This is a genomic window from Flammeovirga sp. EKP202 (genome assembly GCF_014534745.1).
Lineage (GTDB): Bacteria > Bacteroidota > Bacteroidia > Cytophagales > Flammeovirgaceae > Flammeovirga.
This window is the reverse complement of record NZ_JACVVP010000048.1, coordinates 28,027-49,304: the sequence shown is the minus strand read 5'-3', so window position 1 is coordinate 49,304 and position 21,278 is coordinate 28,027. Positions and strand designations below refer to the sequence as shown.

14 protein-coding genes are annotated in these 21,278 nt (G+C 34.7%); 9 read left to right on the top strand and 5 right to left on the bottom strand.

The window, feature by feature from the left end:
- The first annotated feature begins 62 nt into the window (after nt 1-62).
- The 9 genes from IC221_RS22775 to IC221_RS22735 all read left to right on the top strand — a co-directional run bounded on the left by IC221_RS22775 (nt 63) and on the right by IC221_RS22735 (nt 8,320).
- Entirely contained in the window at nt 63-782 is a 720-nt protein-coding gene (locus IC221_RS22775) for an MbnP family protein (RefSeq protein ID WP_188171154.1), read from the top strand.
- Nucleotides 775-1,809 (top strand): cytochrome-c peroxidase, encoded by a 1,035-nt coding sequence (locus IC221_RS22770; RefSeq protein ID WP_188171153.1) that lies wholly within the window; start codon nt 775-777, stop codon nt 1,807-1,809. Before IC221_RS22775 ends, IC221_RS22770 begins: the two co-directional genes overlap by 8 nt.
- A gap of 206 nt (nt 1,810-2,015) precedes the next feature.
- Nucleotides 2,016-2,867 (top strand): patatin family protein, encoded by an 852-nt coding sequence (locus IC221_RS22765; protein WP_188171152.1) that lies wholly within the window; start codon nt 2,016-2,018, stop codon nt 2,865-2,867.
- A 74-nt stretch (nt 2,868-2,941) separates the two neighbouring features.
- Nucleotides 2,942-3,508 carry a Crp/Fnr family transcriptional regulator gene (locus IC221_RS22760; protein ID WP_188171151.1) on the top strand — a complete coding sequence of 189 codons (567 nt, stop codon included), beginning with the start codon at nt 2,942-2,944 and terminating at the stop codon, nt 3,506-3,508.
- Between the two features lie 147 nt (nt 3,509-3,655).
- Complete coding sequence (locus IC221_RS22755; protein ID WP_188171150.1) at nt 3,656-3,970, top strand: multidrug efflux SMR transporter; 315 nt, start codon at nt 3,656-3,658, stop codon at nt 3,968-3,970.
- A 10-nt stretch (nt 3,971-3,980) separates the two neighbouring features.
- Nucleotides 3,981-4,850, top strand: a complete 870-nt coding sequence (locus tag IC221_RS22750) for an SDR family oxidoreductase (protein ID WP_188171149.1) — start codon at nt 3,981-3,983, stop codon at nt 4,848-4,850.
- A 285-nt stretch (nt 4,851-5,135) separates the two neighbouring features.
- Nucleotides 5,136-5,609: a hypothetical protein gene (locus IC221_RS22745; protein WP_188171148.1), complete on the top strand. Its 474-nt coding sequence runs from the start codon at nt 5,136-5,138 to the stop codon at nt 5,607-5,609.
- Between the two features lie 403 nt (nt 5,610-6,012).
- Nucleotides 6,013-7,221 (top strand): GTP-binding protein, encoded by a 1,209-nt coding sequence (locus IC221_RS22740; protein ID WP_188171147.1) that lies wholly within the window; start codon nt 6,013-6,015, stop codon nt 7,219-7,221.
- 496 nt (nt 7,222-7,717) lie between these two features.
- Nucleotides 7,718-8,320 (top strand): HupE/UreJ family protein, encoded by a 603-nt coding sequence (locus IC221_RS22735; protein WP_188171146.1) that lies wholly within the window; start codon nt 7,718-7,720, stop codon nt 8,318-8,320.
- Nucleotides 8,321-8,426: 106 nt separating this feature from the next.
- Here IC221_RS22735 and IC221_RS22730 read toward each other — a convergent pair whose 3' ends face one another.
- The 5 genes from IC221_RS22730 to IC221_RS22710 all read right to left on the bottom strand — a co-directional run bounded on the left by IC221_RS22730 (nt 8,427) and on the right by IC221_RS22710 (nt 21,201).
- The gene (locus IC221_RS22730; protein ID WP_188171145.1) at nt 8,427-12,458 is read right to left on the bottom strand and encodes a helix-turn-helix domain-containing protein; all 4,032 of its coding nucleotides are present in this window, start codon (nt 12,456-12,458) and stop codon (nt 8,427-8,429) included.
- A 536-nt stretch (nt 12,459-12,994) separates the two neighbouring features.
- Entirely contained in the window at nt 12,995-16,501 is a 3,507-nt protein-coding gene (locus IC221_RS22725) for a two-component regulator propeller domain-containing protein (RefSeq protein WP_188171144.1), read from the bottom strand.
- A 183-nt stretch (nt 16,502-16,684) separates the two neighbouring features.
- The gene (locus IC221_RS22720; protein WP_188171143.1) at nt 16,685-17,752 is read right to left on the bottom strand and encodes a cellulase family glycosylhydrolase; all 1,068 of its coding nucleotides are present in this window, start codon (nt 17,750-17,752) and stop codon (nt 16,685-16,687) included.
- A gap of 339 nt (nt 17,753-18,091) precedes the next feature.
- Nucleotides 18,092-19,864: an arylsulfatase gene (locus IC221_RS22715; RefSeq protein ID WP_188171142.1), complete on the bottom strand. Its 1,773-nt coding sequence runs from the start codon at nt 19,862-19,864 to the stop codon at nt 18,092-18,094.
- Nucleotides 19,864-21,201, bottom strand: coding sequence for a cellulase family glycosylhydrolase (locus IC221_RS22710; RefSeq protein ID WP_188171141.1), 1,338 nt, complete (start codon nt 21,199-21,201; stop codon nt 19,864-19,866). Before IC221_RS22710 ends, IC221_RS22715 begins: the two co-directional genes overlap by 1 nt.
- Nucleotides 21,202-21,278: the final 77 nt, after the last annotated feature.

The following is a 21,278-nucleotide window of genomic DNA, read 5'->3' as shown; positions in this document are numbered from 1 at the left end:
ATTGAATGGCTTATTTTTTGTCATACAATGTGAAAAATAATAAAAGATTAGACATTCTAACTATGATTAGCCTTACAAAAATCAGGTCCTTAATTTTATTTATTTTTATAGCAAATTTAAGCACCCTTACCTCTTATGGTAAAGATCTAAAACTTGATTTCAATCTTCTTTTTGAACGACAGAAAATAGCACTAAATCAACCCTATTATTCTCAACAACATTCAGATTCTATTCATTTCAAAACCGTCAAGATCTATGTTTCAAATATTCAGATAGAGTTTGAAGATGGCTCCTATTATGATGATCCGACAACTCATCACTTGATAAATTTTGAGGATAAATTAACAACAAAAATAAGATTAGAAGACATCGGGAAGAAGGCCGTTAAAAATCTACATTTTCTAATTGGTACTGATAGAATTACCAACGAAAGTACGGCCTTTGATGGAGATCTTGACCCTGTAAACGGAATGTATTGGGCTTGGAACACTGGTTATATTAATTTTAAACTTGAGGGAGAAATAGGAAGTTCTGATCATGGAAAAAATGATTTCACTTATCACATTGGTGGCTTTTTACCCCCTTACTCTACAGTACAACGAAAAGAGTTTTCGCTTTTAAAAAATGATTCAAAACTGAATATTGGCATTGATCTTAATACTATTCTTAAACGCAAAGATTTAAAAACCACTAATGCTATTCTTATTCCAGGAAAAGAAGCCTCTGATTTTGCAAAAAATGAGTTATACAATAGTATCAAACTAATCAAAAAAGATGAATAGAATATTATTTTCGACCTTGTTGATCATTCCTATGCTATTTCTTTTCAGTTTAAAAGAAAATGACCCAGAGGATGAAAAAGTACAATTCTTTGTGCCTCAAGGTTGGCCGGCTCCTCATTATGATTTTTCTAAAAACCCTTTGACAAAAACTGGTATTCATCTTGGGCGAAAACTCTTTTATGATGAAAAATTGTCTAGGGATAGTACGATCTCTTGTGCAAGCTGTCATTTGTCGTATACAGGTTTTACACATATTGATCATTTACTTAGCCATGGCATTGAAGGACGAATTGGTTACAGAAATACTCAAACTATTGTAAACCCTGCTTGGCAGAAAACGTTTATGTGGGATGGAAGTATCAACCACCTAGATATGCAACCTTTAGCTCCGCTTCAAAATGAATCGGAAATGGATAATTCTTTGGAGAATATCATTACTTACCTTAAATCATCATCAGAATATAGAACTTTATTTGCTAAAGTCTTTCAGACAGAAGATCCTATCACTGTAACTAATATGCAAAAATCCATGTCGCAATTTATGCTTCAATTTAACTCTTACAATTCAAAATATGATCAAGTGATGAGAGGTGAAAAAGGTGCAAAGTTTACAAAAAAAGAGGAACAGGGCTTAGAGGTATTTAGAAACCAATGTGAAAGTTGTCACAAAGAACCTCTATTTACTGACTTTAGCTACAGAAATAATGGTTTAAGTGTTATACCCAAATTACAAGATTACGGAAGGTATACTGTTACTGGTCAAAGTGAAGATTCATTGATGTTCAAAGTTCCCTCATTAAGAAATGTGGAGGTGACTTTCCCATACATGCATGATGGTCGATACCTCACTTTGGATATGGCAATCCATCATTATGATTATTATATTGAAGATAACCCTACGTTATCAAAAGAGATAAAATCCATTCATCTTACTGAAAAGGATAAAAAGAGCCTTATGGCTTTTCTTAAAACATTAACGGACAAGTCATTTCTTAGAAATAGAGCATTAGCATATCCTAGAAAATAATTTTCTAGTCGTTAAATGATATTGTATTGGAACTACTGTTTCTGTATTTTGAATACAAAATACCTCTCTTTATTATTTTAATTTTGAAAGGTTTCCCTTCATTTCAATTAATACAATGGTTAAACATAAACCTTTAGATTAGCCCATTAAGAATAATGTAAATCATAAGTATATTTATGGTTTCTATAGTAATCAAAAAACTAACCATGAAAAACAAAGTAGCATTAGTTCTTGAAGGAGGTGGTTCTAGAGGGATGTTTACCGCAGGAATCCTCGAATCATTTCTGATCAATAATATAAATTTCGATTCCATATTTGGTATCTCTGCTGGTGCATTATATGGTGCTTCTTTTGCTTCCAAACAATTTGAACGTAATAAAAACTTGAACACTTATATTGAGGATAAGCGATATGGGGGATTCAAACATTTACTTCTCAATGGTTCTTACTTTTCGTGGGATTTTATTATGGGAGATATTGCTCATCGTCTGCTTCCTTATGATTATGACACACTCCGTTGTTCGCCTGATTTTTATGTTGGGGTCAGTAATTGTAATACCGGAAAGTCTGAGTTTTTTGTCATTAATAAATTAGACAAACCGGATATCGTCAGTATCCTTACAGCCAGTGGTTCCCTGCCTTTTGTATCTCCAATTGTAAAATATAAAGGGGAAGAATATTTGGATGGTGGATTAACGAATTCTATTCCATATGATGTTGCTTTTGAAAATGGTGCAGACAAAATAGTAGTTGTGCTCACAAGACCGGAAGGGTATGTAAAACCAGAGATGAAATTCACTTCCTTTTCAAAATGGTATTACAGAAAACACCCTAAAGTGCATACCAATTTGATCAATAGAGCACATCAATATAATGAGTCCATTAAAAAACTTAAAGAACTAGAACAGCAAGGAAAAGCTTATCTTATTTATCCTCAAAACGAGTTGAATGTAGGTAGAATAGAACGTAAAGTGCATAAAACTCAAGCCATTTATCATGAAGCGATTGAATTTAGTAAACGTTTTATTCCTGAGATGGTACAATGGATGAAGGAGTAAAACCTTCTATTCTTCACTAAGAAAAAAGTACCTTTTATCTTTATCACCCATTACAATAGTTGACCATTAAGAAAATGAATTCCATTAAAGAACTTTTTATCAATAGATACGGTTTATCTCCTGAAAACTTTGACCTTTTTTATTCGAATATCACTGAGGTGACAAGATCAAAAGGTGAAGAAATTATTAGTAAAGGAGAAATTCATCATTCGGTGTATTTTATAAAAAAAGGAGCAGTAAGAAGCTACTATATTAATGCTGATGGAAAAGAAATCACCTATTGGTTTGGTTTTGAAGGAGACGTCATCGCCTCATTGGGAAACTTTGTAGAGTCCAAACCTTCTCTTGAAACCATAGAGTTATTGGAAGATGTTGAACTATGGAAAATAGATCGAAGTAAATTATTAGATCTTTATAATACCAATATTGAATTAGCGAATTTCGGAAGACAACTTGCTGAAATAGGGTTACTGGAAATGGAACAGCAAATACTCTTGAATCAAGTGACGGATGCTAAGACAAGGTACCTTTCTTTGATTGAAAAGCATCCTCAAATTCTTCAAAGGGTGAAGCTAGGGCAAATTGCTTCTTATTTGGGTATAACTCAGGTGACTTTGAGCCGTATTAGGGCACAGAAATAGCTTCCTTAAACCATCTCTGAATTCATTTCATATTTTTTGTGATCCTTCGGGCAATCACATAGGATTGCCCCTACAATTTAACATATGTAAAAAGAATCCTCATTGACCTCCCCTACTTTTGTTCTGTCATCAAAAAAACACAAAACTATGGGTTGGATTTATTTATTATTATCCGGTTTGTTTGAAGTTGCATTTACAACTTCCATGAAAATGTCAGAAGGTTTTTCCAATTGGAAAGGTATAGTAGGTTTCTTCGTTTTTGGAGCACTAAGTTTTGGCTTGTTACTAAAATCAATGCAAAGCATTGAGATGGGAACCGCCTATGCTGTATGGGCTGGAATTGGAGCTAGCGGAACTATATTAATGGGTTTTCTTTTCTTCGATAATCCCTTCAATTGGAGTAAACTTCTCTTTCTCTCACTTATCGTTATCGGAATAATAGGAATTAAACTCAGTCACTAAAATTATTACTATGAAAAATATCACAATTATTGGGGCAACAGGAGCTCTTGGTTCATCTATTACTAAGGAATTAATAAAAAAAGGAGTCGAGGTTAAAGTCATTGCTAGAGATGTGGAAAAAGCAAAATCACTTTTACCGGAAAAGGCGGAAATAGTCTATGGAGATGTTTCTGACAAAGATAGCTTAAGAACCGCATTAGCGGATACAGAAACCATTTACTTGAATTTAAACACCACTTCTTGGAATGAAAATGCCACTTTCTACCCGGAGCGAGAGGGCATCATCAATGTCGTGGATGTGAGTACAGAATTAGGTGTGAAACATATCATGCAAATTGTAGGAATTGATTCTTCTAACCCAGAATTTGCTACTACAGGTATGATTTATAAAACCAACCTTATCCGAAAACCGGCCATGGATCACCTGAAAAAATCAGGTCTGAATTATACCTATTTCCATTGTTCCGTTTTCTTAGACTCTTTCCCAACATTTATTCAAGGTGAAGAGTTTGCTATTATTGGGCATCATCAATATCCTGTTTTCTTCACAAATACCATAGACTTGTCTGAAAATATCTTTAATGCAATTGGCAATGAAAATACCTACAATCAATCTTTTACCGTTCAAGGTACAGAAGGAATAAGCTTTCCTGTTGCAGCACAACGTTTCTTAAATGCCTATAACCCTAATATAAAAGTCACTGAATACCCTATGGATATTATTCAACATATTGGTTTACCAAGTAAGGAAGATGAAGACTTTATGGAACATCTACTCACCTATGTTGAGCAATTAAAAGAAGAACAGGTTTCTGAACCAACTTGGGATTTATTGGGTAAACCTCAGCTTTCTATTGAAGATTTTGTGAAAACACTATAAAAGTATAAAACTCTCGAAGCTTTGAATAAAAGACTAGGGAATTTTTCATTTATACTTCATACATATAAACTAAGCTTTTGTAACTTCCAATCGATCTTTCTAAATGATTTTTTTGGACCTACTTTAAAACTACCTTCTTCTTCTTTTATCATCATTTTTTTTTGAAAGTATTGAATTCTGCTGTACAATTTAGATATTAGAAAAAATATTTTTTTTTAATAAAGTAAACTTAAAGTGAGCACTCTAATGAAAAGCAAACATTGTCAGTTATGCGAACATAAAAATATGCATATACTTACAGGTACCACATGTAAACTAACTGAAAAGAAACCGAACTTCAATTATAAATGTAAAGACATTAAATGGGGAAAGAACTTAAAAGTCTCAATCTCGAATTTGTATATCGACCTCAAGAAAAATGAATTGCAAACCAATTTAGTGTACTTGAATTTTGTTGTTTTCTTCGTTTTATCTTTAGCTGCATTCTATTATTCCTATTACCTTTTTGTGAGAAGTTACAATAATGATTTTGTACTTTTTAGACTTCCTCTTCTTGTTTTTGTCGCAGGTACTATTTTATTAGGGTACTCTTTCAATCCTCTATTACGCTATATAAGAGATAGAAACGACCTCAAAGGAAAGAAAAAAGAATTAGATCAACTTCTTGAGCTATACAGAGTTGATTTTTCCATAGATGTAGATTATGAAAAAGATGCACATGGTAACAAGACTTTTCATTATGATTTGAAGGTCTTTTAATCGATACAGCTTTCTAGTTCAAACACACCGTCAACTAAGTTTCCGTTAATTGCAGCAATTCTTTTTATGAAGAATAAATGGTAATGTATTGTGGTCCGCGAGGTCGTTGCAATGCAACGACCCTACAGCACTGCACTTTAGAAGATTATTATCAAACACTTTTCATTTAATCTGTAATCAGATGTAAACCCCTCGGTCTTGAAAGGAAAAGATAGCTCAGTTTACATTGTATTAAATAATGATTCAAATACTTATATTCAAATTAACAAACTTGCAACCTCCTACAGATTAAAGTATCTTTGGGAATTTAATTCATCATTATTTTTTATGTATAAATACGGTAAGATAATGGTGGGTTAGAGTTGATAAGTGAAGTATTAACTATCATTCCAAAATACTATAAATGGAGACATCAAAAAAGATTCCTGCTGTTATACTTAATGGTTTCTTGGGTTCGGGTAAAACGACCCTATTTAGAAACTTATTAGGTCAATCCAATACGAAAGATATTCCTGTTTGTGCCATCGTCAATGATATGAGCGAACTGGATGTTGATGGTGAATTATTGGGTACTACAGATGCTGTAGAAGAAAATAGCAGTATTATGGAGTCTATCCACAACTGCTTATTGAGTAGTGATAAAGGGATTGAAAAATTAGATCAAGCCATCGAAAGGCTATTAGCAAAACATCAACCCAAGTTAATTATCATTGAAACATCAGGTAGTTGTCACCCAATGCCACTTGTGGAATACTTTAAGGAGCAAAATGAGGTACAATTGATTGGAGTATTTGCCCTAATTGATAGTTTAATGCTCAGTCATGATTTTAATTATGGAGAGCAACTTATTCCTAGACTTCAACAAAACTTAAGTACTGGTAAGAGAGATACTGTTAATTTGTTGGTGGAACAGGTGATGTTTTGTAGTCATCTTTTTTTAACAAAAAGTGATCGAATCGAGAAAGATAAACTCCCACATATTGCATCGTATATTCAACAAATCAACCCTTATGCTTCTACTCATTCACTTAGTTTTGGAAGGCTAGAAATTGAAGCTTTGTTTGATCTTCCAGAATACGACTACTTTAAAGTGGCTCAGCTTGTTCAAGAATTAAAACCTGTTTTGGAAGCCGAATCCAAAGATGATCGTCCCTATAATATGGCAACGAGAGTGATCAAAGATGATCGCCCTTTTCATCCTCAACGCCTTTGGAATATTTGTCATGAATACTTAGATCAAAGAATTTATAGAAGCAAAGGCTTTTTCTGGTTAGCAAGCAGAGATAAACATTCATTACTTTGGAATCAGGTTGCAGGTGGAATTAGTCTAGAAATCATTGGGTCTTGGCGATCTGGGATTTTAGAAGATCCAGATAATGGTCTTATAGAAGAAGAGATTGTAAAGCTCAAAGAAATCGTTGCCCAAGAACCAGGACGTTTTGGTGACCGTCATTGTGACCTTACAGTCATCGGCGATGAATCACAAGTGGATCGATTTACTGATGCATTAAAATCTTGTTTCCTTACAGATAAAGAAATTGAACTTTGGAAAAATGGATTTTCATTTGAAGATCCGTGGCCTAAAAATATCGTCAGAATTAAAAATGTATAAGTGCTATTCGCTTTTCAACAGCATCTTAATTTAATAGCAAAATATCATCAAATTGGGTTGCAATGCTTTTTATACTAGAATTCACTTTTTTCAGTAAAACATGGATTTATCACATATATTAAGCACTGCAATTCAATTACTTACAAAAAATAAAAACTTTCACTTTCTTCTAATAATACAATAATCGTATTTTTCACATATTAATGAAACAGTTGTACATATCTAATATTCAAGCAACTGATAATAAAAATATTACTACATTTACGTTAACAATATTTAAATACTATTTTGCTATTTTAAACTGCTCAAAAGTCAATGAGACACAAAATTATGAATGAACTTTTTTAGTAAGAAAAAGGTTAGCTGTAATATTAAAGATGTAGTTACACATTATTAAGAAAACCTGAAACAGGTCAACAATCAATTATTCTATTACTTATTACTATTTTGGTAATTGTTCTTTACACTAGAAGGGCAATATTTTAAATGTAAAATTATGTATAACAATAAATTATTCAAGAAGATTTTATTCTTATTATTAATTTTCACCCCGTTTTTTATCATTAATGCGAACGCACGTGGTGTCAATGTAAATGACATAGATGCTGATCATTACATTATTGATTTTACGCATTTCTTATTCTTCTCTACAATAGGAATTATTTTTACAAAGAAAAACTGTAGGGCAGTTTGGTTTCTACCAGCTGTATTTCTAGTCAGTGTTTTCTGTGGTTATTTTGTTTCCTTGGATCATTTGTTTCTTGTTCCATACATTGAACAACTGATCATCTTGTCATTAATCATACCGGGAGTTCTACTCTTTTTCCTCAATAAAGTTTCTGCCAATATGGTGGCTGCTGCACTCGTTTTAATCGGGTTTATTCAAGGTTATTCTGCTCCACATGTAGAATCTCCATTCTTAAATGAAACAGAATACGGTATTAGTTTCCTTGTATCGACACTTGGTATTCTGATGGTCGGATACGCACTCGGAAACATCTTTATTGAAAATGATAAGAAAAGAGGTTTCAACTTACGTCTTGGAGGTACAATTGCACTTATCATTAACTCTATCCTTTGGTTAAATGCTGTCATTTAATTAAAAGACTACTCTCCAAAATTTTAATCCCCAACTATGCGATTTAGAATCGTATAATTGGGGATTTTTTTAGTAAAACTTCACTACTGGATACACAATCTTATGATCATTTAATCGGCTTCCTATACTGCGAAGGCGTCTGCCCAAATTGTTTTTTGAATGATCTTCTGAAATATTGAGGGTCATTGAATCCAACCTCATAAGCAATTTCTGAGATGTTTAAGTCAGAGGTTTTCAGAAGTTCTAAAGCTCTTTGGAAGCGAATATTTCTTACAAATTCAACAGGAGGCATTCCCGTTTCCGTTTTTATTTTTCTGTAGAATTGAATATTACTCATGTTCATTTCCTTGGCCAATTCTGGTACTGAAAATTCGACTTCAGTGATATTCTTTTCTACAATTCTTCGGACTTGATCTTCAAAAGAAAGGTTGGCTTTTGATGTCCTTTTGGAAGGTTTTTTCGGCTCAACGTTTAATAGACTTGTTCGAGCTTTTAATAATTGATTGACCCTCACTTCTATATGTTTTGGAGCAAAAGGTTTCGCAATAAAGGAATCCGCCCCTGCCTCCAATGCTTTGATGCGCTCTTGTGTGTCAGGATTTGGTGAAAGTAAGACAATTGGAATTTGCTTGGTTTGTTCACCGGATTTAATTTTTTCTGAAAGTTGTAATCCATCGATTCCCTCCACATACATTTCCGAGATGATCAATGAAGGGAAATACTTCAAGACTTTCTCATAGGCATCTAAGCCATTTTCTGCAAAAATGATTTTATATTCTTGCTCTAAAATACTGCCTAGGTACTCACGCAATTCTCTAGACTTTTCAACGATAAGAATCAAATCATCCTTATCTGTTGTATCATCTTCTTTATTGAAGGATTGTGTTTTAGGGAACTTTAATTTTTCCGTTTCAGAGTAAAGCAGTTTAGAGATGACATCTTGTTCTTTCTCCTCTTTCTCAGACGAAGAGTAATAATCATTATCAGATGGAATAAGTACCGTGAATTTTGAACCCAAAGAAGGTGTACTTTCCACTTCGATGATGCCGTTCATTACTTCTATAATTGATTTGGTAAAGGCTAAACCTAAACCCGAACCCGTGTCTTTCTTTCCTTGAATTTTATAAAAACGGTCAAAAATGATTTCAAGGTCTTCTTTATTAATTCCAACACCTGAGTCTTTCACTTCGACTTTTAAGTAATGCTTTGATTTCTTCTGAGGCACTTTGCCCTTATAGCTCATTAGTTGTTGCTGAACATCCTCATGGGAAATGGTGGAAACATCTACCCAAACTCCTCCATTGTCTACATTATATTTGAAGGCATTTGAAAGTAAGTTATACATCACTGCCTCAAACATAAAACGATCGATAAACACACTTTTCTGAAGTTTATCATCCGTAGAAATATTATAGCTGACCTTTTTTCGTTTTGCAGTATGTTTAAATGCTTCCGTGATCTCTTTTACCACTAATTCCGTTGTCTCTTCTTTGATATTTAGTTTCAACTGACCATGCTGACTTTTGGTCAAAAACATAATCTGATCTGTTAATCTTAATAACCTTTGTGCATTTCTATACGCCACTGTTAGCGTACCTTGATACTTTTCCTCTACCACACAATTTTGGGCAATTTGCTCAATAGGACCTAACACCAAAGTAAGCGGAGTTCTTAACTCGTGAGAAAGATTGGTAAAGAAGTTGACTTTTCTTTCATATTCTATTTTCTCCTCCAAGACTTTAAGGTGCTCATATTTTTCTTGATTGGCTTTGAGGTCTTTCTTTTTCCTCCATCTCATAATAACCACCGTTACTCCTACAAAAAAGCATAAGTAAAAGAGAAAGGCGATTGGAGATTTGTACCAAACAGGAATGATCTTAATCTTCAATGTCTTCACCTGATCGCTCCACTGCCCATCCACGTTTGAAGCCATTAATGTAAACTCGTAGTTGCCGGGCATCAAACCATTATAAGTGACGACATGATTATTGTCCGTTGTTTCAATCCAATCTTTATCCAAACCATCAAGTTTGTATCTAAATATTTTCCCATCCCCTTTGGAATAATTTAAAGTGGATAAATAAAATGAAAATGTATTCTGATCATGAGCCAATTCAATGGATGATACATTTTGAATTACATCATCTAAGATCACTTTAGCATTGACTTTTTCCTTGGAGTGAATTTCCTTCTTTTTCAAATAAAATTTTGTGATAACAGGGGCCCATGCATTCGGGTTTTTCTTGAAAGAAGAAACCTCCAAAAAGTCTACTCCTTTATCACCTCCCAATAATATATCGCCTTTTGTAGTGAGTTTTTTGGAAGCATTGTAATACCTGTTATTTGACAATCCATCATCTATACTATAGGTCAAAAGTCGATCTTCATTCCATTCAAAGACGTTGGTCAAAGTGGTACCCCAAATTTCATTTTCTTTGGTTTTCACGATACTTGTGATGATCACTTTCAACAGTTTCTCGGGAATATTTTTCTGGCTGAAATGATGCTTGTTTTTGATAAATTCAAACAAACCATTTTCGGTAGAAATCAATAAGGTATTGGCATCTTTTTCTATAATGTCAGATACTAAAGAGGTGTTCATCGTAGGCGTTTGAACGTTGTATTGTTCAATTTCAATAATGGAGAAACTTTTGTCGTATACCATTTTCCAAAGTCCCTCTCCCCTTGTTCCTATCCAAAGTACACTGTCATTTTCAGGGTAGATTTTTACAATAGGAGTTTCTAACAATTTTCTTCCTTTCCCCTTATTTAAAGCTACAAATTTGTTATTCGCTTTGTCATAATACCCTATGCCTGATTCCCAAAAACCTAACCACAAACTATTATCATGAGGGTTATTGGCAATGGACATGACATGTCTATTCGGGATTTGATTCCAAAGCTCGTATTGCTCTTGAATCTTGGTAGAGGAATTATCAATTTTAAAAACGCCTTTCCCTGCCGTACTCACCCAAGTGACCCCTTCATATTCTTCGATCCCAGTGATTTGACCAAACTTATCTTTGTGTTGCACAAAACGATTTGAAGAATCTGAATCTATGGATGCATTATAATATAAATCACCTGTAATGGTACCTATCCATATCTTATCCTCAATTTTTTCTACGGAAGTGACCGCGTTAATGTCATTATCCAAAAGAGTACGAATAGGCTTTTTAAATAGATCATAGAAATAAACTCCATAATGGGTGCCTAACCATAAAACTCCTGCTCTATCTTCATAAATTGCTGAAAAACCTTTTCCTTCAAATGTTTCAATTTTTTGAGTCGAAAGGTCAATAGAATAAATCTTTTTCGCGGTCATAAACCACAATCTATTTTTATGAGATGGAGAATATTGGAGATAGGATTTATTATTACTTGTAAGCTGATCTATTATTTTTCCTTCAAGTTTATTTTTATTACTATTTACAGTAAAAACACCCTTAGTATTCGAACACCATATTTCATTATTGTCCGTTTTAACAATACTATATACACCAGAGAAAGATTTGCCTGATAGGATTGTAGCTTCTCTAGATGCGATATTCATACGACCAAGCCCCTGCATTGTCCCAAACCATATAAAACCTCTATCATCATAGTGAACTGATAAAACTAAGTCTTGCTTGTATATTTTCGAGTCAAATTCTTCTCCTAAGTCTTTGATTTTATAGGATGTAAATATCTTTTCATTTTTGTGATAAAGCACTAAACCATTTTCTTTGGTGCCTATCCAAACGTTTCCATTGCCATCTTCTGTAAAAGAGTTAATTCGACTGATATCTTGAGATCTTGCGGATTCAGACAATTGGGTTAAATGGGTAAAACTATCTTCCTTTTTATCATAAATAAAAATGCCATTATTAGCCGTTCCAATCCATATTTGACCGTTGGAATGCTCCAATAGAGCAGATATTTTCTTTTCTAATAACGGTTGGTAATTTCTTTCGCTGAAACTAGTTATTTCATACCCATCATATTTGTACAATCCATCCCATGAAGATATCCAAAGGTATCCTTCTTTATCCTGAATAATATTGGTTACTGCTCCTGCAAAATTGGGCAATTTTAAAGGAGTGGACCATATTTGAAATGGAATACAAACGAATAGTAATAATTTAAAAAATAGTTTCATCGAATCTTATTTACTCTCTAAAAATAATACTGTAAAACTAACTAAAATTTAGGTTAAGTACATTGCAAACCAAATTTCGTCAACTTTCATTCAAGCTTTCTACAAGCATTTATAGGGTCAACTTTCAAACTTCCTTCTTCTTCATTTTTGTCTTAACACAAAAACGAAGCAAAAAAGTCAAGGCTTAGAAGTCAAAAGCTAAATTTCATTACTCTCGCCTAAATGATTTTAAACTCGCTAAAGCTCAAACAGGAAAATCATTTTTACGGCTCAATACATGAAATTCTTAACGCTTTTCCCTTCAAGGCCACTAAGGCACCGCCAAACTAATAAAGTAGTAATTCTACTGGCGCGAATGTTAAGCGATAGCGTCATTCGTGTCCTAAAGATCAGCAGAAATCTCCCGATTTCTAAATCTTATAAATAGTCGAAAACGTAGTTTACAATCTTTTAGTACATGGAAAGAAGAAAAAGGATATTTTTTAGGGAAATCATTTCTCTTACCTAAAAAAGTTCCATAACCTTTTTCCTAGTACTTACAATTCAAAACCCAAAATAGTTATATCATCCCGTTGTTCTTCTTTTCCTTGATGTATTCTTAATACGTCCAATAACAACTTGTACTGTTTATCAAAAGACATCATGGACGTTTGTGAAAGAATCTTCTCAAATTTTACCGTTCCAAATTTTTTCCTGTCGATATCACATTGATCAATATAGCCATCGGTCAACATATAAAATCGATCTCCTTTTTGAAGTTGAAAATACTGATCCGTAAATTCTTTCTTTTGTTTCCTCTGTTTTCCACCAATCGATTTCTTATCTCCTATCACCCTTTTCAAGTTCTGATCAGAGGTGTTATACAAAAACATAGATCCTTTAGCTGATGCAAAACATAATTCATTCTTTTCATTTTTATCAATTCTGACAATGCTCAAGTCCATTCCATCTGTATTCTTGGATTGCTCTTGCTTCAAAGCCTTTCGAATTCCCTCATCTAAATATTGAAGGATTTCTGATGGAGTTTCAATGTTATATTCATTGACAATTTTATTGAGTAAAGAAACGCCAATCATAGACATAAATGCACCCGGCACACCATGACCTGTACAATCCACCACTGCTACAAAAAGTCTATTTTGATCGTCTTTTGTACTGACCCAATAAAAATCTCCTGAAACAATATCCTTAGGTTTGAAAATAATAAAGTGATTTTGAAAGAAAAAATCATACGACTCTTTTATGGGTAAAATTGCCTCTTGCATGGTTTGGGCATAACGGATAGAATCTGTTATGTGTCTATTTTTTGATACGATTTCTCCATTGGCCTTTTGTAATTGGTCTACAAGATTTGAAATCTTATCATTCTTATCTTTCAAGTCCTTATTGGTCATTGTCAAATCATCTCTCTGCTTTTCCAACTTTTCAGCTTGTTGGTGTACTTCATTGTTGATCTCAATAAGGTCATTGTTCTTTTCAGCCAACTCATGCGTTCGATCTTGCACTATCTTTTCCAATGCTTGTTGTTCTCTTTTATAAGAGCGTACTTTCCATCGATATCCCACAACAATTGTCATTAAAAGAATCACCAAAACGAGGAATCTAAACCACCACGTTTGCCAAAATGGAGGTTGGATAATCAATAAGACTTCTTGGCCTTTCTCATTCCAAAGGCCATCATTGTTCGTTCCTTTCACCCTAAAAATATATTGTCCAGGGTCCAAGTTGGTATAGATAGCCTCCCTTTTTTTGCCTACATAGTTCCAATCTTTATCAAAACCTTCCATGATATAAGCATATTCATTTTTTTCAGGGTTGATCATGTTCAAAGACACAAAACTAAAAGTGATGACATTTTGAAAATAGTCCAATAGAATTTCAGAAGTATTGGTGATGCTCTTTTTCAAGATTGTGCCACTTGAATCAGGGAGAACTTCTCGGTTAAAAATTGAAAAGTTGGTCAAAATCACATTAGGCTTATAGAGGTTGGTTCTGATCTCTTTTGGAAAAAAGGCATTGGCTCCATTGGTTCCCCCAAAGATCAATTCTCCCGCTCGCGTTTTGCAATAGGCCATAGGATTAAACTGATTTCCTTGTAAACCGTCCTCTTTTGTGAAGTGTTTGAAAGTCTCTTCTTGAATATTAAACTTCGAAATTCCGGTATTAGAACTGATCCAAAGGTTATTACTTTCATCTTCCAATAGACCATGAACCGCATTACTCACGAGTCCTTCTTTTTCGGAATATCTCTTCATCAAACCATCGTAATAGTTGGTGATCGGATGTTTCAATTTATCTTTTGCTATTTTATTTAAACCTCCTGCAGAACCAATCCACATCGACCCATCTCTACTTTCGGTGATGGAATAAATCCAGTTATGTGCTAATGAGTTTTTATCTTTTTTTCGATTGACAAAACTTACCCAGCTATTTTGCTCAGGGTAATAAATTGAAAGCCCACCATAAGTTCCTACCCAAAGCCAACCTCTTGAGTCTTCAAAAACATTGAGCACCCAATTACTCGCCAATGGATTATTACCTTTTGTATTTTCTCTAGTAAAAGTACGAAACGTCTCGTTTTCTCTATCGAATAATGCTAACCCACCTCCATTTGTGGCCACCCAAAGTTGTTTTTTGCTGTCTTCAAAAATAAATCGCACATCATCATGAGGAAGACTTTCACTATCCAATGGGTTGTTTTTGTAGGTTTTTACAGTCTTTGTTTTGGGGTTCAATTTTGATAATCCACCTAAGTAGGATCCAATCCAGATTGTACCTTTATGATCTTCTGAGATAGCTAAAACTGATCGCTTTTGTAGTTTATGAGGGTTTCCATCTTCAGGTTTGAAGTGTTCATAGCGGTTTGTTTTCTGATTCAATTTCGAAATACTCCCCTCTCTTGTTCCAAACCAAATGTTGCCCTTGCTATCTTCCAAGATAGATTGCACCGTTTCGTGATTTAAACTATTGTAGTTCATTACCTCCCTTCTGAAGGTTCTGAACTTTTTATAATTCGGTTCTAAATAATCGACCCCTTCTCCATAAAATCCACACCACAAAATATTTTGCTGATCATAATGCAACGATAATAATCCATTGGAAGCGATGCTCGTTTCTTTCAAATCACTATTTCTAAACACACTAATCACTTGGTAATTGAAAGAGGATAATAGGTGTAATCCGTCAGAAGTTGCCACCCAAATATTTTGGAAATGATCAATCACAATGTCTTTTACACTTGGATGTTTTAAAGCCTTGTTGGTCTGAAGTAAATAATTGACTTTTTTGTTGTTAGGGTCGATCAAAAACAAACCGTTATGTAGTGTTCCTGCTAGTATTTTTTTATTCTCAGTCAAAGCTAATGTTGTGATATTACTCGCCTTGTTACCTGCATAAAATGAAGCCTCTTTATCAAGGTAAACATTAGAGAATGTGTTTGCTTTTTTGTTATAAACGGTCAATTGAAGGTCATCATGCCCAATCCAAAGATTGCCATCGTGATCTTTAACTAATGCAGTAATAGTTCCCAAATAAGGGTTTTCTTCTGAACCTAAAATGTTTTGAATGATGTTGCCATTTCGATCCAATTCAAACAGACCTGCTCTTTTGGTGCCTACCCAAATTTGCCCTTCTTTGGTTTGAAGAATAGATGTGATTTCAAATGAAAAGTTAGAATTGTTTAAAGGTGATTTTGAAAAGACTCTTGTAAAAGATTCTCCATCATCATTCAGTCGGTGTAGGTTCGTTGTTGTCCCCACCCACAAATGTTCTTGATCGTCTTCAAAAATCACGTTAATGTCATTGCTTGATAGGGTATTATTGTGATCTGATTTGGAACGATAGACTTTCATTTGGTACCCGTCATAACGGTGTAAGCCATTTTGTGTTCCGAGCCACAAAAAGCCTTTCTTATCTCTGTAAATATTTTTGACCACTTTGTTGGTTAGCCCTGATAATTCTGAGATATGATGAAACTCTTTTTCTAGTGCAAATGAGTGAAAAGTAAAAAATAGTAATGTAAGTGTTGTTAATATGTATTTCATTTCAATATTTAAATGTGTGCTAGTTATTTATATAGTTTGTGCACCATGACTGAAGTCATGGGCAGGTGATACAAACTCCACCAACACTAAAGTGTTGCTTTCGTTTTCAACCTTCAAGACTTTAGTCTTGATAAGGTTGTGTATCACTTGCCCATAGTTTTAACTATGGTGCACGAAACATTTCTATTGCATCACCGATGCCTTTTTTGAAGTATTTCGAAGTCCGTTTTTATCATTGACAATGGCATCTCCCCATTCCGATAATTGCTTTCCTTCCCAATCTTTAGAGAGGTCTAAGTATTCCACTCCTTTTGAATTTCCTTTCCATGACCAAGCATACCAACCGATCCCTAAACGTTCGCATTCAGATAAAATATGTTTGAAAGGAATTGGGTAAGGCTTCTTTTCTTCGTCTTCGCCATGCTGAAAACCAAACTCACCAACGATCAATGGTAATTTCATGTTGGACGCTTTTTCAAGTCGCTCAGTAATGATTTTCTTTTCCTTATACATTTCGTACATGTGCACTGAAAAGAGGATGTTTTTTTGAGGATCTGAATCCAAAATCTCTTGACCATATTCAAAGATGGAATCTATATTTTGTCCCCATCCGTTTCCATCAATTACAATCGTATGGTTTAATCCAGCTTCTCTCATGATCTCAATCGCTTCTTTATAAGCATCTCTGTAAACCTCCTTTTTTCCACTCCATTCGTTTGCGATATTGATTATCAATGTCTCTTCAAATTCCATCAACACTTTTTTGATTTCAGGTCTGATATAGAACTTTGCCAATGACAATAATTTCTCTGCCTCTTCATTGCCTGTCGCATCATGTAGCTCAAGCATAGGAATCATACCGTTATTCAAACAAGTTTTGATCATGGTTTTTAATTGCTTTTTCTCCGCAACATTATTCCATTTCTTACGATCGTAGTTCGTTTGCCAAACTAACCTTACCGAATTGGAATGATGATCAGCGATTGCACTTAATGCACCCAAAGCCCAATTTCGATCTCTGTTATCAAACCAAAAGTGGCTGTTATTGACGCCTCTTGGAATAAACTCTACTCCATTGGCATCATATAGCTTTCCGTCTTTGATAAAAAAGCCTTTTGAAGTATTGTATTCAGGGCGAGTAACCGCATCCACAATAACTTCATTCTTCTGTTTTCCCTTGTCAGCATCTGATGATTCTACTGGTAAACAGCTTGTGATTCCGATTAAAAGAAAAATTAAATATTTATACATGATTTCTTCAATTTATAGGTAATACCAATTTCAAAATAAAATGTCGCATAACCCCTTCTTTATCCTTCCAACCTATTGCCTTCTTCATTTTTTCCATTGATGAAAAAACGAAGCAAAAAAATCTAGGCTGTGAATGCAAAAGCTAAATTTTATTCCATAAGCCTAAAATCTTCAAAACTCGCTTCGCTCAAACAAGGGAAGATTTTTAAACGGCTTATTACATAAAATTCTTAACGCTTTTCCATTCAATGCCACCGTAGATGTAGTGCAAGGATAAGATTAGTGAATTAGGAGTTTCATTCTATACTACATTTTACAAGTGATTTTGGTAAAATTTATTTATAAAGTCTTTTCTAACCTTGTGATAATCTCTTTTACTTCTAAAACTCCCTTCCCTTTTTTGTAGACCTTTAGAATACAAGTAGAAGCTTCACCTTTTTGGAGTTGCACTTTTCCTAAGTCCAACATTCCCCAAGTTTGTTCCTTCGCTTCTTGTTCTCTCATGACTCTATCGGGAGTAGGAAGAGCCGTTGGGATAAAGTTCTTTTTGATCTTTTTCTTGATTACTTGATCCCCAAACTTGATTTCAATAATATCTCCTTTTACTGCTTCTCCTGCATATTTTAATGACAGTTTGAAGGTAGAAGTTGTTTGTACCTCGATAGGCCATTGGATCGTTGCATCACCATTGATTAAATACCAATCATGCGCCCATCCATTTTTATTGGCCTTAAATTTTAAGTCTCCCTCACCTGAGCTTTCATGAACGGCTAAAACTACTCTAGGGCTTTCTTTATATCCCATCGGGATTCTTAAGTCAGAAAATCCTGCAGAAGTCACATCAGTATACCATGCCTCAAAAGCCTCTTTCATTTCCTTAGCTTTCTCTGGTAGTTGCGATTGTAAATCGTGCTTTTGTGATGGATCATCTTTTAGATTATATAAACCCGTTTCATCATATTCCTTCGTATATCTAAAATCACCTTCTCTTACAGCTCCTCTGTCAGCGGTGATTTCAAAGCCCGTCATATGAGTGTACAACTTTCTTGATGCAGGTGTTTTATTTTCCAATAAATAATCACTCAAATCCACACCATCAAACTCCACTGCTTTTGGTTTTTCGATACCTGTCAATCCTAAAAGTGTTGGCATCAAATCGATATGAGCGGTTAAGGCTTGTTTTTTATCCGTTGGGATTTTTCCTTTCCACTGAATAGTACAAGGTACCAACGAACCACCTTCATGGATGGAAGCTTTACCACCTCTCCAAGGTCCATTGTAACGTTCACCTTGAGGGCCGTTGTCTGTTAAGAACAATAGAATGGTATTTTCTTCTAGATCACTTTCTTTAAGGTATTGACGAATTCTGCCTAGATTATCATCTACATTTTTACACATTCCGTAGATGGTAGCGATCTTTTTATTTTGCTTTTCACCATAGCCAAAATCAATGTCCTTGTACATATCGTAGTATTTGTCTGGCACCTGATAGGGAGTGTGGGGAGCATTGAAAGGGACAAAAGCGAAGAAAGGTTTGTCTTTATTTTTCTCGATAAAATCTAATGTCGCATCCGTCAAAACATCTGTGATGTATCCTTCTGTTGGAATCATTTCACCATTGTATTCCAATTCCGTATCAAAGTAGTTACTCCAATGCCCTGATGTAAAACCAAGGAAAGTATCAAAGCCCTGCCCTTGTGGATTTTCTGGGTAATGTGCTCCATTGTGCCATTTGCCAAAACAACCCGTCATATATCCTGCCGTTTTGAAAGCTTCTGCAATCGTCACTTCCTCCGACCTCATGTTTTCTCTGCCTCTTGTCACAAATGAAACGCCGGTTCTGAGATGATACCTTCCTGTCAATACACTCGCACGTGTTGGAGCACAAACGGGACTGACATAAAAGCGATTCAAAACTGCACTTTCACTCGCCATTTGATCAAACTGAGGTGTAGATAAATACTCGTTTCCTGTATGTGAGAAATCGCCCCAACCTTGATCATCAGTCAAAATTAAGATTACATTTGGAGGTCTATTTTCTTGAGCAAAAACAAAAGAAGTTACTGCAAAAAGATAAACCGTAAGTACGCTAATTATTCTTCTATTCATCATTACTGTAGTGTTTCAGCTACTTGAACTGTGGTCAATCCATTCATTTTCTTCGCGTACTCTTTGATCACTGCTTGAGTACTTACATCTTTGTCATACACTCCGTACCAACCTTGAGGTTCATGTGGAGGGTCACCGATAAAATCATCTCCTTTTTTCCAATATTCTTTCGGTCGAGCAGGTCTTCCTTCACCTGAATAAGCCCAAAAGTTCATTCCATAAATTGGTGCTTTTTTCTCGGCATATTGATACACCAAATCAAACACATATTGATAATATTTGTCTCTCCAAACTGTAGTCGCCTCTGGAGAATAATCATTATTATCTCTTGCAATACCAAACTCCTCTAAGATGGCCGGTTTCCCTAATCTTTGTGCATCTTTGATATGTTTATCAAGGTATTTTTTGACTTTCATCTTTGTATCCTCAATCGTTTTTTCTGGCTCATCAGGATTGTACCAACGCCAGTTCTGAGCCCAAATATGAACGGTCAAATAATCGATTTCTTTGATGTCATTATCTCCCAAAAGATTAATCCCCGCATTAGGTCCTGGAGAATCTCCTTCAGATCCCAAGGAAACTAAATGGTTTGTATCTAAGGCTTTAATATATTTCGCTGTTCTGCTGATCCATTGTCTATATTCATTCACTTTCTTATATCCTCTTGGCTCGTTACTCAACTGCCAAGACATGATTGTGGGATCTTCTTTATAGGGTACACCTGAAATGCTGTTAGTCCTACCAATCAAAACTTTCAAATGGGCTTCAAACATTTGGTTGGCCTCCTCATTGGTATAAAATTGAGTAGTAAAATCGGTAAATTTCTCCCACTCTTTTGATATCTGAGGGTATGGAACTTCGCCCTTTCCGGCCCATTGAAGGTATTGTGGCATTCCTCCCGACCATGTCCAGAAATTGTTTAATACCATCACCGCTTTCATCTCTCTTTTTTTCATTTCAGTAAGAAGAAAGTCAAGTCCTTCAAATACTTCTTCATTGTATTTTCCAGGGGCACTTTGCATGGTAGGATGCACTTGGAATGATTGATTTTCGTCTCCTTCTGATGAAGCTAAAATTCTAAGATTCGTAATTCCCATCGCTTTCATTTGATCTAATTCGTTGATCAAACGTTGACGGTTACCTTCCTTTTCCATTCCTATGTTCATGCCGTACCAATAGTTGGCACCCATGAAATAGTAGGGACTTTCGTTCAACACCAAAGCCCCATTTTGGATAGTCACAAAATCATTTAATGTGGAATTCCCTTGTTCCTTGGTTTGCTTCACGCATGAAGCTCCAACAAGGAAGAGGAACAGTAATAATATATTTCGTTTTTTCATTTCTTTTCTATGCGTTTATAGATTTCCACTGTTTCAAGTGTTAAGCGATAATATCTTGATTTTAATAGCTTCTCAAA

Excerpts from the sequence above, each read along its gene's own strand:
- IC221_RS22775 (WP_188171154.1), top strand. The coding sequence starts at position 63 with ATGATTAGCCTTACAAAAATCAGGTCCTTAATTTTATTTATTTTTATA.
- IC221_RS22770 (WP_188171153.1), top strand. The coding sequence starts at position 775 with ATGAATAGAATATTATTTTCGACCTTGTTGATCATTCCTATGCTATTT.
- IC221_RS22765 (WP_188171152.1), top strand. The coding sequence starts at position 2,016 with ATGAAAAACAAAGTAGCATTAGTTCTTGAAGGAGGTGGTTCTAGAGGG.
- IC221_RS22760 (WP_188171151.1), top strand. The coding sequence starts at position 2,942 with ATGAATTCCATTAAAGAACTTTTTATCAATAGATACGGTTTATCTCCT.
- IC221_RS22755 (WP_188171150.1), top strand. The coding sequence starts at position 3,656 with ATGGGTTGGATTTATTTATTATTATCCGGTTTGTTTGAAGTTGCATTT.
- IC221_RS22750 (WP_188171149.1), top strand. The coding sequence starts at position 3,981 with ATGAAAAATATCACAATTATTGGGGCAACAGGAGCTCTTGGTTCATCT.
- IC221_RS22745 (WP_188171148.1), top strand. The coding sequence starts at position 5,136 with ATGCATATACTTACAGGTACCACATGTAAACTAACTGAAAAGAAACCG.
- IC221_RS22740 (WP_188171147.1), top strand. The coding sequence starts at position 6,013 with ATGGAGACATCAAAAAAGATTCCTGCTGTTATACTTAATGGTTTCTTG.
- IC221_RS22735 (WP_188171146.1), top strand. The coding sequence starts at position 7,718 with ATGTATAACAATAAATTATTCAAGAAGATTTTATTCTTATTATTAATT.
- IC221_RS22730 (WP_188171145.1), bottom strand. The coding sequence starts at position 12,458 with ATGAAACTATTTTTTAAATTATTACTATTCGTTTGTATTCCATTTCAA.
- IC221_RS22725 (WP_188171144.1), bottom strand. The coding sequence starts at position 16,501 with ATGAAATACATATTAACAACACTTACATTACTATTTTTTACTTTTCAC.
- IC221_RS22720 (WP_188171143.1), bottom strand. The coding sequence starts at position 17,752 with ATGTATAAATATTTAATTTTTCTTTTAATCGGAATCACAAGCTGTTTA.
- IC221_RS22715 (WP_188171142.1), bottom strand. The coding sequence starts at position 19,864 with ATGATGAATAGAAGAATAATTAGCGTACTTACGGTTTATCTTTTTGCA.
- IC221_RS22710 (WP_188171141.1), bottom strand. The coding sequence starts at position 21,201 with ATGAAAAAACGAAATATATTATTACTGTTCCTCTTCCTTGTTGGAGCT.